This window comes from Stenotrophomonas sp. 05L414_2 (assembly GCF_056397905.1).
On the sequence record NZ_JBFTOJ010000125.1, the window covers coordinates 1 to 12601 of the forward strand.

Annotated in this window: 11 protein-coding genes and 1 pseudogene; 9 read left to right on the plus strand and 3 right to left on the minus strand. The window is 66.7% G+C overall.

The genetic code is table 11. The features are described 5' to 3' along the window. The 4 genes and pseudogenes from AC1DJN_RS15925 to AC1DJN_RS15940 all read left to right on the plus strand — a co-directional run. Positions 1-288: pseudogene (locus AC1DJN_RS15925) on the plus strand (TonB-dependent receptor); the annotation flags it as partial. Between the two features lie 11 nt (positions 289-299). After that, on the plus strand, positions 300-1178 hold the full coding sequence (locus tag AC1DJN_RS15930; protein ID WP_313113600.1) for an alpha/beta fold hydrolase: 879 nt from the start codon (positions 300-302) through the stop codon (positions 1176-1178). After that, complete coding sequence (locus tag AC1DJN_RS15935; RefSeq protein WP_313113598.1) at positions 1175-1660, plus strand: MaoC family dehydratase; 486 nt, start codon at positions 1175-1177, stop codon at positions 1658-1660. Before AC1DJN_RS15930 ends, AC1DJN_RS15935 begins: the two co-directional genes overlap by 4 nt. A gap of 69 nt (positions 1661-1729) precedes the next feature. Continuing rightward, on the plus strand, positions 1730-5062 hold the full coding sequence (locus tag AC1DJN_RS15940) for a hybrid sensor histidine kinase/response regulator (protein ID WP_313113596.1): 3333 nt from the start codon (positions 1730-1732) through the stop codon (positions 5060-5062). A 7-nt stretch (positions 5063-5069) separates the two neighbouring features. On the opposite strand, the gene AC1DJN_RS15945 is transcribed toward AC1DJN_RS15940, so the two are convergent. Continuing rightward, positions 5070-5744, minus strand: a complete 675-nt coding sequence (locus AC1DJN_RS15945) for a response regulator transcription factor (RefSeq protein WP_282279735.1) — start codon at positions 5742-5744, stop codon at positions 5070-5072. A gap of 88 nt (positions 5745-5832) precedes the next feature. Between AC1DJN_RS15945 and AC1DJN_RS15950 the strand changes: the two genes are divergently transcribed. Then, positions 5833-7677, plus strand: a complete 1845-nt coding sequence (locus tag AC1DJN_RS15950; protein WP_313113591.1) for a 3-hydroxybutyrate oligomer hydrolase family protein — start codon at positions 5833-5835, stop codon at positions 7675-7677. Between the two features lie 25 nt (positions 7678-7702). Continuing rightward, positions 7703-9364, plus strand: coding sequence for a fatty acid--CoA ligase (locus AC1DJN_RS15955; RefSeq protein ID WP_478039453.1), 1662 nt, complete (start codon positions 7703-7705; stop codon positions 9362-9364). Between the two features lie 26 nt (positions 9365-9390). On the opposite strand, the gene AC1DJN_RS15960 is transcribed toward AC1DJN_RS15955, so the two are convergent. Continuing rightward, on the minus strand, positions 9391-9843 hold the full coding sequence (locus AC1DJN_RS15960; protein WP_032974716.1) for a MerR family transcriptional regulator: 453 nt from the start codon (positions 9841-9843) through the stop codon (positions 9391-9393). A 174-nt stretch (positions 9844-10017) separates the two neighbouring features. On the opposite strand from AC1DJN_RS15960, the gene AC1DJN_RS15965 reads away from it, so the two are divergent. Together AC1DJN_RS15965 and AC1DJN_RS15970 are read left to right on the plus strand one after the other, a co-directional pair. Continuing rightward, entirely contained in the window at positions 10018-10953 is a 936-nt protein-coding gene (locus tag AC1DJN_RS15965) for an NAD-dependent epimerase/dehydratase family protein (protein WP_478039455.1), read from the plus strand. Between the two features lie 16 nt (positions 10954-10969). After that, the gene (locus tag AC1DJN_RS15970) at positions 10970-11665 is read left to right on the plus strand and encodes a type 1 glutamine amidotransferase domain-containing protein (protein WP_478039457.1); all 696 of its coding nucleotides are present in this window, start codon (positions 10970-10972) and stop codon (positions 11663-11665) included. Between the two features lie 61 nt (positions 11666-11726). Here AC1DJN_RS15970 and AC1DJN_RS15975 read toward each other — a convergent pair whose 3' ends face one another. Next, complete coding sequence (locus tag AC1DJN_RS15975) at positions 11727-12308, minus strand: TetR/AcrR family transcriptional regulator (RefSeq protein ID WP_223482512.1); 582 nt, start codon at positions 12306-12308, stop codon at positions 11727-11729. 144 nt (positions 12309-12452) lie between these two features. Between AC1DJN_RS15975 and AC1DJN_RS15980 the strand changes: the two genes are divergently transcribed. After that, on the plus strand, positions 12453-12601 hold a 149-nt coding region (locus AC1DJN_RS15980; protein WP_478039459.1), incomplete at its 3' end, for an oxidoreductase.

Below are 12601 nucleotides of genomic sequence, written 5' to 3' on the forward strand. Positions count from 1 at the left end.
GACCTGGCCAATGGCAGCAACCTGTCCGCACGGGTGAGCTACAGCTACCAGAGTGAAGTGTGGCCGACCACCGATCTGAGCCCGGTGATCCGCCAGGACGGCTACGGGCTGGTCAATGCCGGCGTGACCTGGAAGCTTGACGATGCCTGGACCTTCTCGCTGCAGGGTACCAACCTGGCCGACAAGGAGTACCGCACCACCGGTTACAACATTCCGGCGGTCGGCACGCTGATTGGTTTCTATGGGCCGCCGCGCCAATATAGCCTCAGCGTCCGTTACGATTTCTAGGAAGCTTCTGCATGACACCGTCTTACGATGATCTGTACTGGAAAAGTGACGATGGCCTGCGCCTGCATGCGCGTGACCATGCTCCTGCAGGCGCACAGCCGGCGCGCGGCACCGTGGTCTGCATCCCCGGCCTGACCCGCAATGCCGCCGACTTCGATGCGCTGGCCGCATCGCTGACTGCTGCGGGTTGGCGGGTGATCGCGGTTGACCTGCGAGGACGCGCAGGTTCGGAACGCGCATCGGACCCGTCCAGCTACAACCCGCGCACCTATGCCGACGACATGGTGGCGCTGCTGCGGTCGCAGAACATCGACAAGGCGGTATTCGTCGGCACCTCGCTGGGGGTGCTGGTCACCATCACCCTGGCCTCGCGTGCGCCCGGGCTGATCGCCGCGGCAGTTCTGAACGATGCCGGCCCCAAGGTGCCGCGCGAAGCGCTGGCACGGATCGGCAAGTACGCCGGCAAGCCCGTGCCACCGATGGACCTGGCACAGGCCACGACCTATGTGGAGTCCATCGGCAAGGCCGCGTTCCCGCGCTTCACCAGCGACGACTGGCGTGCGATGGCCGTACGCACGTTCCGCCAGCGCAGCGATGGCCTGCTGGAACTGGACTACGACCCGGCGGTGATCCGCACCACGCGGCCGTGGCTGCTGTGGCTGCTGCGCCCGGTACTATGGCGCGCGGTGCGTGGGCTGACCGCACGCGTGCCGGTGCTGGTGGTTCGTGGGGCGCTGTCGGACATCCTGCCTGCCGATGTCGCGCAGCAGATGGCTGCCACGTCGCCCAATGCCCGCCTCGTTGAAGTACCGGAGGTGGGTCATGCACCGATGCTGTCCGAGCCCGAGGCGCGTGACGCGATCCTGGCATTGCTGGAGCGCGTGCGATGAGTTCCGGCGTGTCGAGGGATGCGCTGCCTGCCGCCCTGCAGGCCCTGCACCAATGGGCGGCAAGCGAGCGGCTGAGCGGCAGCACGCGCATCGCGCAGTCGCGCATCGATGCCTTCGCCGAGGCCACCGGTGACCACAATTGGATCCACACCGATCCTGCCCGCGCACGGACCGGCCTGCCGGGCGGGCAGACCATCGCCCATGGGTTCCTTCTGCTCTCGCTTACCGTAGAGGACGACGTGGCGGCCCTGGCCGGTTTTCCCGGCATCGCCCACGTACTGAACTACGGCTTGAACAAGGTCCGCTTCCTGGCGCCGGTGCCGAGCGGTTCCGAGGTACGGGTACGCTCGCAGCTGATGTCCTTGGAAGCGCGCAGGCCCGGGCAGTGGCTGCTGACCCAGCACAAGACCGTGGAAGTGGTTCCCGCCGGCGAGACAGCCGTGGTCGCCGAACAGTTGTCGCTGATCGTGCTCGCCGACTAGCGCCGCACCGTCCTCCCGCGCGGGGCGGGCCGGCTGCCCGCCGGCCGCGGTTCTCTCTACACTGGAGCGATGTTGACGCCCTCCATCGTCCTGTTCGCCTGCATCGCGTGGACCGTGCTGCTGTTCGGCGTCGCCCTGTGGGGGGAACGCCAGGGGCATCGGCTGTCGAAGGTATGGCCAGCCATCTACGCGCTGTCACTGGGCGTGCACTGCACGGCGTGGACCTACTACGGGGCTGCCTCGCAGGGCGTGCAATGGGGCTTCCCGATTCCGCCGACACTGATCGGCATGGCCCTCATTTTTGCCTTCGGCCTGCCGTTCCTGGTGCGGCTGGGGCGGCTGGCCAAGCAGCACAACAGTGCCACCATCGCCGACCTGGTGGTCGCGCGCCTGCGCGCCGACCAAGGGCTGGGCATCACCATCACCCTGGTCGCGCTGTTCGGCATCATTCCCTACATCGCGCTGCAGCTCAAAGCGGTCAGCCAGGGCCTTGCCGCCCTGCTCGGTGACCAGTTCGCACCCGTTGGCTGGCAGCTGGACGTGTCGTTCTGGTTCGCGCTGACGATGGCGGCGTTCACCACCCTGTTCGGTGCACGCAAGGCGTCGGCGACCGAGCACAACCGCGGCATCGTGGTCGCGCTGGGCCTGGAATCACTGTTGAAGCTGACGGCACTGCTGGCCATTGGCCTGTATGCCGCGCTATCGGTGCACAAGGCAGGCACGCCGCTGCTTGAGAAGATGGCGCACCTGCCGCCGCCGGCAGTGGTGCCGGATTACCTGACCATGGTGGCGCTCGGTGCCATGGCCGCGTTCACCCTGCCCCATCAGTTCCATGTGGGCGTGGTCGAGCTGCGCCAGTCATCGGACCTGAAGACGGCGCGCTGGCTGTTCCCGGTCTACCTGCTGTTGATCGGCCTGCCGTCGGTGCCGATGGCACTGGCCGGTGCCGCGCAGCTGCCGCCCTCGATGACGCCGGATCTGTACGTGCTGGCCCTGCCGCAGGAGCGCGGCCATCACCTGCTGGCACTGCTGGCATACCTGGGCAGTCTGAGTGCCGCCACCGGCATGATGATCCTGTCCGGGCTGACCCTGTCGATCATGCTCGGCAACCACGGTGTGGGCTCGCGCCTGCTGAGCGGCGTCAATGGCTTCAACACCGGCGCGGATCTACGACCGCGGGTGCTGGCCTTCCGGCGCGCCGGCATCCTCGCCGTGTTCCTGATGTCGTGGCTGTACAGCCGTGCGATGAGCGGCACCGAGGCGCTCAGCGATTTCGGCCTGATGTCGTTCACCGCGCTCTCGCAGCTGGCACCGGCGGTGCTGCTGGCGGTGTACCGTCCGCGCACGCCCTCCCCGGCCATCATCGCCGGCATCGTACTGGGCTCGCTGGTCTGGTTGTGGCTGGTGCTGCTGCCCATGGTGCTCCCTGCCCCGCTGGCGTCGGCCGGTCCCGACGGACTGCACTGGCTGGCGATGCTCTCGCTGCGCATGCAGCCGGGCCATATCGCCATCAGCATGGGCGCCAGCCTGGCCGTCAACCTGGTAACCGTGGTGCTGGTGTCGCGCGCGGTGCGTCCACCGATGCCTCGGCAGCGCGACGCGGTGGCCGCTGCATCGTTGCGCAAGACGGCTGGTCGCTTCCTCGGCCAGGAGCGGGCACGGCAGCTGATGGACGGGCACGCCGGGCAGATGCTGGACGACGACCGGGTGACTGCCATCGAGCGCGAACTGACCGCCGTGGTCGGTGCAGGCATGGCGCGGCTGCTGGTGGAGGCGGCACGCGATGGTGGCGCTGCGCCGCTGGACGCTGTTACCCGCGCGGTCGGTGAAGCCACCCAGGTGCTGCGCTTCAACCAGCGCCTGCTGGAGGCCGCCCTAGAGAACATGAGCCAGGGCATCAGCGTGGTCGATGCGCAGCTGCAGCTGGTGGCCTGGAACAGCCGCTACGCCGCGCTGTTCAAGTTCCCGCCGGAGCTGCTGCAGGTGGGGCAGCCGGTGTCGAACCTGACGGCGTGGGCACTGGGACAGCTGAAGATCGGCGACAGCCCTGGTGACTCGCGCGACAAGGCGTTGCAGCGGCGGGTGGTGCACATGCGGCGCGGCACGCCGCACCTTTCCGAGCGGATTTTCCCGGACAACACCATCGTTGAGATCCGAGGCAACCCGATGCCCGGTGGCGGCTATGTGGCCACCTTCACCGATGTCACCGCGTTCCGGCGGGCAGAGGACGCGCTCAAGCGCAGTAACGAAACCCTGGAGCGCCGCGTGCAGGACCGCACCGCCCGGCTTGAACAGGCCGTGCATGAAGCCGAGCGGGCCAACGTGGCCAAGACCCGCTTCCTGACCGCAGTCGGCCATGACCTGATCCAGCCCCTGCATGCGGCGCAGCTGTTGACCGACGCCATGTCGCAGCACATCGAATCGGAATTCCTGGACAGTTTCCTGCGCCAGATTCGCGGCGCGCTGGATTCCACCGACGATCTGCTGTCGGGCCTGCTGGATATTTCGCGACTGGAAGCCGGTGGCCTGGTGGCCGATCCGCGCCCGTTCGCCTTGTCGACCGTGCTGGAGCCGCTTGCGCAGGAGTTCGCCGTGCTGGCCGCGGCACGCGGCCTGCAGTTCCGCCATGTGCGCACCCGCGTGTGGGTGCACAGCGACCCGTTGCTGCTGCGCCGCGTACTGCAGAACTTCCTGGCCAACGCCATCCGCTACACCCGCCGTGGCGGCGTGCTGCTTGGCGTTCGTCGGCACGGTCAGGCACTGTCGATCGGCGTGCATGACAGCGGCCCCGGCATCGCGCCGGAGCAACAAGCCGTGGTGTTCGAAGAATTCCACCGTGGCGACCGCAGCAATGGCCAGGGCCTCGGTCTTGGCCTGACCATCGCGCACCGCATTGCCGACCTGCTGCATGCACCGTTGGAACTGCAAAGCGAACTGGATCGCGGCTCGGCCTTCTCCATCACCGTGGCGCGTGCAGCGCCGCCTGAGGCCCCACGCACTGAGCCCGCCGCTGGCAACAGCAGCATCAAGGGCATCCGCGTGCTGGTGGTCGACAACGATGCGGAGGCGCTGGAGGCAATGCGGCTGATGCTGCTTGCCTGGGGCTGCGATGTCATCGCGGCGCGTGATGTCGCTGCGCTGGGCGCGTCCGCACATGAGGCGGCACTGTGGCTGTTCGACTACCACCTTGATGAGGGCGATACCGGCGTCGCACTGTGGAAGCGCCTCGTCGCCGTACATGGCGCGCGGCCGACGGTGATCCTCAGCGCCGATACCGGCAATGACACGCGCGAGGCGGTGCGCAGTGTGGGCCTGTCACTGCTGAACAAACCGTTCAAGCCGCTGGCGCTGCGCTGGGCGATCAACCACCTGCTGGCAACGGCCAGCACGGAAAGGACCTGACGAAGGATCAGGCGTCCTGCGCGCCTTCGATCTGCCGGGATGGGTCGGTCAACCCCATCTCGTGCAGCACGCGGATGGCCTGCGCGCGATTGCGTACGCCCAGTCGTCCCATGATGCGGGTCATGTGTGCCTTGACCGTGCGCAACTGCACGCCCAGCCGGTCGGCGATCTGCTTGTTGAGCAGCCCTTCGGCCACCAGGCTCAGCACCTTGTACTGATGCGCGGACAGGCTGGACAAGCGCGCGGCAAGATCGGCGTCCTTGCTGAAGGGCGCCACCCGCGCCACCGGCTCGCGCAGCAGCGCCGGTATCCAGCGCTCACCTTCCAGCACGGTCTGCAGTGCGGACTGCAGGTCGGTCAGGCCGGAGCTCTTGGGCAGGTACCCGGCTGCGCCCAGGTCGATGGCGCGGCGGATCACGTGCGGCTCTTCATTGGCCGAAACGATGATGATCGCCAGCCCCGGTTGCAGCGCACGTATGGTCGCCAGTCCGGCCAGGCCGTGGTTGCCCGGCATGTGCAGGTCCAGCAGCATCAGATCGATCTGCTGGTTCTCGATCGCTTCGAGCACGCCGTGCAGCGAATCGGCCTCGCTGATCTGCAGGTCAGCCACCGCTTCTTCAGCGGCGCGATGCAGCGCCGCGCGGAACAATGGGTGGTCATCGGCGATAAGCAGGGTCGGCATGTCCAGCCGAGGTTAGCAAATCGCCTGCGCCTGGGCACGGGTACCAAGGTACGCTGGCGTGCGCCGCCCGGATGGTTAGGGTGGAGCAATGAACATCCACCGCCCCGTCATGCTGCTGTGCGCCGCGCTGCCATTGCTTCTGGGCAGCATCTCCAGCACCCACGCCGCCCCGCCCCGCCCCACTACCGCTGTTCCGGTGTTCGAGCAGTGGCGGGAAACCGTGCATCGCGGCAGCGACGAACTGCTGACCGCAGGCCTGGGCATCGACGCCCTGCGCTCGGCCACCGCGCCGGCGTTTGCCAACCCGGCCCAGCCCACGGCCGAGGAAGCACGGCGTCGTGCGATCTGGAGCAGCTGGCGCGGCATCGCCGACCTGACACCCGGCGGCGGCTTTGGCGATGTCTACGGCAGCGTGCAGGCGGTACCCGGCCGCGAATTCTCCGCCTATGCGCGCGTTCCCGGCGCCCGCCATCCCCATCGGGTACTGGTGCAGGTGCCCGACAGCTTCGACGCCGCGCGGCGCTGCCTGGTCGTCGCGGCATCTTCCGGCTCGCGTGGCATCCATGGCGCGATCGCGGTTGCCGGCAGCTGGGGCCTGGCACATGGCTGCGCGGTCGCCTATACCGACAAGGGTGCCGGCAGTGATTACTACGATCTGGACGCCAAGGCCGGCTTCCAGGCAGACGGCACGCCAGCCAGCCAAGGCGCGTTGGCCTTCATTCCTGCGGGTGCGACAGCCGCGCAGGGAATCGCCTTCAAACATGCTCATTCGGGTGACAACCCGGAAGCGGACTGGGGCCGCCATCTGCTGCAGGCGCTGCAGTTCGGCCTGCAGGTGCTGGACCGTGCCTATCCGCAATCGGCCCCATTCACTGCGGCCAACACACGCACGCTCGGCGTGGGCGTATCCAATGGCGGTGGCGCCGTGCTGCGCGCGGCGGAGATCGAAGGCGACTGGTTCGATGCAATGGTGGCCGGCGAACCCAATGTCTCGGTGGCCGGCGCACCAGCGTTGTATGACTTCGTCACCCAGGCCGCGTTGCTGATGCCCTGTGCCCTGCTGACGGAGGACGATCTACCACAACCGCCGATGCGGGCGCAGGCCGTGCCAGGGTGGACCCAGCGATGTGCCACGTTGAAATCCGCTGGGTTGGTGCAAGGCGATGACACTGCAGCACAGGCACGGTCGGCACGGCAGCAGCTGCTCGACGCGGGTTTGAGCGCCGATGCACTTCGCGCCGGTGCATTCTCTACCGGTTTCGATCTGTGGCGCGCCATCGCAGCGACCTACTCGTCAGCCTATGGACGCTACGCCACGGGCGAACATCCCTGCGCGTACAGCTTCTCGGCCGCCGGCACCGACGGCAGACCCCACGCGGCCACGGCCGAGGTTCGTGCAACCTGGTGGAGCGAGGGCAGTGGCATCCCGCCGGGCAGCGGCGTGGTTCTGGTGGACGGCAATGCCACCGGGGCGGCAGCTGATCCGCTGCGTGGCCTGCGCTGCTTGCGCGCACTTGGCGAGAGTGACAGCGCCGATGCCCGACGGGTACGCGCCGGCATCGCCGCAGCGACTGCCAAGGCGCCGCGTCGCGGCCTGCCGATCGTGGTGATCCATGGCCTGGACGACGGGCTGGTACCGATCAGCATGACCAGTGATCGCTACGTGCCACTTGCCCGCAAGGCCGGGGCGCAGATCGCCTATTGGCGGGTGAACAAGGCACAGCACTTCGACTCGCTGCTGGCCTTCCCGGACTACCGGAAGCGCTACGTCCCGCTGCTGCCCTACCTGTTCGCGGCGATGGACCAGGTGTGGGAACACCTTGAAGATCCAGCGCGAGCGCTGCCGCAGGATGCACTCATCCAGCCGAGCCCACGCGCGGAAGCGCCGCTGCTGCGCGAGCAGCTGTCCATTCCCGCGCCCCCCGGCCGCTGACGCGCCGCCCCATCAGGAAGATCACATGTCATTCGCCACCGCCGCAGACGCGCCCGCCGCCGAGCCTCATGCCTACCCCCTGCTGATCAAGCAGCTGCTGCTGACACCTCTGGCAGTGCGACCACGGCAGGAGATCGTCTACGGCGACAAGGTCCGCTTCGACTACCGCACCCTGCAGGCGCGCATCGGCCAGTTGGCCGGGCTGCTGACCTCACTGGGGGTAAAGCGCGGCGATACCGTGGCGGTGATGGACTGGGACAGCAACCGCTACCTGGAGAGCTATTTCGCCGTGCCGATGATCGGAGCGGTGCTGATGATGGTGAACATCCGCCTGGCGCCCGAGCAGATTGCCTATACGCTCAATCACAGCGGTGCGCGGGTGATCCTGGCCAACCGCGAGTTCCTGCCGGTGCTGAACGCCATCGAAGAACAGCTGCCGGACGTGCGCACGCGCATCCTGCTGGATGATGATGAGGGCCCGCTGCCAGCGGGTTTCGTGACCGAGTATGAGGCCGGGCTGCGCGAGGCCACGCCCATCACCCGCTTCCCGGACTTCAACGAGAACACCCGCGCCACTACGTTCTATACGACCGGCACCACGGGCCTGCCCAAAGGCGTGTACTTCAGCCATCGGCAACTGGTACTGCACTCGCTTGCGGCGATGGCAGCCCTCGGCAGCGCGTCCAGCCAKGGCCGCCTGCACCGCGACGATGTCTACATGCCGATCACGCCGATGTTCCATGTCCATGCCTGGGGCATGCCGTACGTGGCCACGCTGCTGGGCATCAAGCAGGTCTACCCCGGTCGCTACCTGCCGGGCGCGTTGCTGGCGCTGATCGCCCGCGAGAAGGTGACGTTCTCGCACTGCGTGCCGACCATCCTGCATATGCTGCTGGGCCATCCCACTGCTGCCGATACCGACCTGCGCCGCTGGAAGGTAATCATCGGCGGCGCGGCACTACCGCGGGCACTGGCGCAGCAGGCACTGGCCCGTGGCATCGACATCTTCGGCGGCTACGGCATGTCCGAAACCTGCCCGCTGCTCACCCTCGCGCAGATCGATGCCGACGCCGTGGACGGCCCGGACGAGGAGCTGTCCCTGCGCACCAAGGCCGGCATTCCGGTGCCGCTGGTTGACCTGCGCATCGTCGACGAACACATGAATGATGTTGCCCACGATGGCATCGCCACCGGGGAAGTGGTGGTGCGCACGCCCTGGCTCACCCAGGGCTATCTGCACAATCCGGACGCTTCGACGGCGTTATGGGCCGGCGGTTACCTGCACACCGGGGACATCGGCAACATCGATGGCAGCGGCTACCTGCGCGTGACCGACCGCATCAAGGATGTGATCAAGACCGGTGGCGAGTGGATCTCCTCGCTCGCCCTGGAGGACATCATCGCCCTGCATCCGGCGGTCAACGAGGTCGCGGTGATCGGCATCAGTGATACGAAATGGGGCGAGCGACCGCTGCCGTTGGTGGTCCGGCAGCACGGCAGCGATGTGACCGAGGCGGAGATCATCGAACTGGTCGCAGCACGCAGCCGCTCCGGTGATATCTCCCGCTACGCGATCCCCGACCGCGTCAGCTTCGTCGATTCGCTGGAACGCACCAGCGTGGGCAAGATCAACAAGAAGAAGCTGCGCAGCCTGCATGATCTGGGCGCAGCCACCGACGCAGGTTGACGCTGCGGCCTGCGGCCAACAGAGGGTCACTTCATTCCTCTACCTGGTCGCCCTGCGCGCCCGCCCCGCTGGCGCCGTGGAGGATCCAGCAGATCCATCAGCCTGACCTGGTTGTCGGTGCAGGAAATACCCTCAGGACGTTGGGTGACACCCTCGATGATGCCCAGCAGGCGCGCTTCGTTCTCCTGCAGTTGCAGGATCAAGCGTCGGATCTCGGCCAGGCGCCTGCCCAGCGACTCGACCAGGCCTTGGTGATCGCACGCCTGCGTGCCCCCAGGCAGGAAATGCCGGATCTCATCAAGTGAGAAGCCGACGCGTTGCGCGTTGTCGATGATCTGCAGCACGCCCAATACGTCCGGGGAATAGATCCGGTAGCCATTGCTCCCCCTGGGCGGCGCGCTGATCAGGCCTTCGGCCTCATAGAACCGGATACGCGATGGGGCCAGGCCCGTGGCCTTGGCCAGATCCCCGATTTTCATCCTGCCACTGCCCCTTGACCTTCAAGTTGACTTTAAACATACACTGCCGCGACCGTCAGCGTGAGAGGTTGCCGACGGCGGTCTGGCGAGCACCCGCGCGGCACTGTGGCGCCGGCGCCCTGGGCTGAACTTCCACCCCGGGCGATCAGAGGCCCAGACGCCCAAGGAAAAGAGATGCAGACCATTCTGGGAGCAAACGGCCAGATCGCCCAGGAACTGGCGCGCGCGTTGAAGCGCACCTACACCGACGACCTTCGCCTGGTGAGCCGCACGCCGCGGCCGGTCAACACGGGCGACCAGCTTGTGCCGGCGGACCTGCTGGATGCAGAGCAGACGCTGAAAGCCGTTGAAGGCAGCGACATCGTCTATTTCACCGCAGGGCTGCCGCCGGATTCAGGGCTCTGGGAGCGGCAGTTTCCTTCCATGCTGAAGAACGCACTGGATGCCGCCGTCGCCACCGGCGCTGCATTTGCGTACTTCGACAATACCTACATGTATCCGCAGACGGCGGCTCCGCAGACCGAGGACACCGCGTTCGCGCCCGCGGGCAGGAAGGCACGCGTGCGCGCAGAGATGGCGCGCATGGTCCTGGATGAGATGGCAGCCGGGCGCATCGCCGTCACCATCRCCCGAGCACCGGAATTCTATGGCCCGGGCAGCACGCAGAGCTTCACCAATGCCCTCGTCATCGACAGGCTGAAGGCTGGCAAGTCACCGCGGGTGCCACTGCGCGACGATACCCTCAGAACGCTGATCTGGACGCCCGACGCCAGTCGCGCGCTCGCACTGCTGGGCAATACGCCCGACGCGCAGAACCAGACGTGGCATCTGCCCTGCAGTGAGCCGAGATTGACCTATGCCCAGTTCGCCACCCTGGCCTGCACTGTGTTCGGCAGGCCGGACACCCACGCCACCCTCGGCAGGACTGCGCTGTACATCGCCGGCCTGTTCTCGAAAGGTGCGCGCGAGATCCGGGAGCTGCTGCCGCGCTATGAGCATGACAATCGCTTCGAATCCGGAAAGTTCAAGCAGCGCTTTCCCGACTTTCCCGTAACCAGCTACGACGCAGGACTGCGGCAGATCAAGCACGAATGGGAAACCGGAAAATGAGCCAGAGGCGTATCTGATGAACCGTCGCATCCTTCATGTTGTCACCAACGTCGCGCATTACGATGACCCCAGCCACAGGACCGGGCTCTGGTTGTCGGAACTGACGCATGCCTACGACCTGTTCGCCGGGCAAGGCCATGAACAGCACCTGGTCAGCCCACGCGGCGGGCACTCACCACTTGAGCCGCGCTCGCTGAAATGGCCGGCGCTGGACCATTCGGCGAAGGCATGGCTGCAGGATCCGGCGCGCATGGCACTGCTGGACAACACGCTCGCCCCCGACAACGTCGACGCTGCCGCGTACGACGCGATCTRCTTCACCGGTGGGCATGCGGTGATGTGGGATTTCCCGGACAGCGAGGGCATCCAGAAAATCACACGGGACATCCATGAGCAGGGCGGGATCGTCTCGGCGGTCTGCCACGGCTATTGCGGCCTGCTCAATACCCGGCTGAGCGATGGGCAACTGCTGGTGCAGGGCCGGCGGGTAACAGGATTTTCCTGGACCGAGGAAATCCTGGCGGGTGTTTCCAGGCAGATGCCGTACAACGCGCAGGCGGAAATGTCCCGGCGGGGAGCCCTGTACGAGAAGGGACTACTGCCATTCGTGCCGAAGGTGGTTGTCGATGGCAGGCTGGTCACCGGCCAGAATCCGCAGTCGGCCAAGGCGACGGCAAAAGCGGTTGCGGCGCTGCTGCGCACGTCCGGCTAGCACTGACCACTACCTTTCAGCGTAGCGTCTTCCAGCACGTCCTGACGCTGGAAGGCGCAGCTCAGCGGCTGGACGCAGCTGGCAACCGGGCCAGCAGATCCGCCCGGCATGCATCCAGGATTTCGTCCGCCAGCGGCGATTCGTCCGGGCAGGACCTCGACAGCACCAGCGCGCCGACCGCTTGAGCCATCAGCGCAATACTGCGCGCACGCGCCGCATCATCCGGATCGCGCTGCGCCTGCCCCTCCTGCGTGGCACGTGTTGCCAGCCTGGCCTCGATGCCGGCCGCAAAGGCAGCCTTGACCGCGTCCGTCTGCCGCGCGGCGTCGGTGCACAGCGCCGCCAGCGTGCAACCCTGGCCGGGCCCGTCGCGGTGCGCGCGGGACAGGTACTCGCTCACGAATGCCTGCACATCCAGATCAGCCACCGCTGCAGCCGAGCTGGTCAGGCCGCAGGCGGCTGCTTCGGCCATCAGGTCGGCCTTCGAGCCGAAATGCTTGTAGAAGCCGCCATGGGTGAAGCCAGCGGCGGCCATCAGGTCGGCCACGCCAACGCCGTCGTAGCCGCGCTCGCGGAACAGCGTGGAGGCGGTTTCGACGATGTGTGCCCGGTTGGCCTGCGCCTGTGCCTTGGTGACCTTCATGAGCCTTCGCCCTTGGGAGTCCTGTCGCGTGTGGAGGGCACTTTAACACACATAGATTATATTCATCATCAAACAATTGACATCAATGATGATGCTCATCATCATTGATCCAGACCCCTCCTCCGTATGCGAGCCCACCCTCCCATGTCCGACGCCACGCTTTTCCAGCCCTATCCCCTCGGCCCGCTGACGCTGGCCAACCGCATCGTGATGGCACCGCTGACGCGCAACCGCGCCGGCGAGGGCCTGGTGCCCAGTCCGCTGGCGAGCACCTACTACGCCCAGCGCGCATC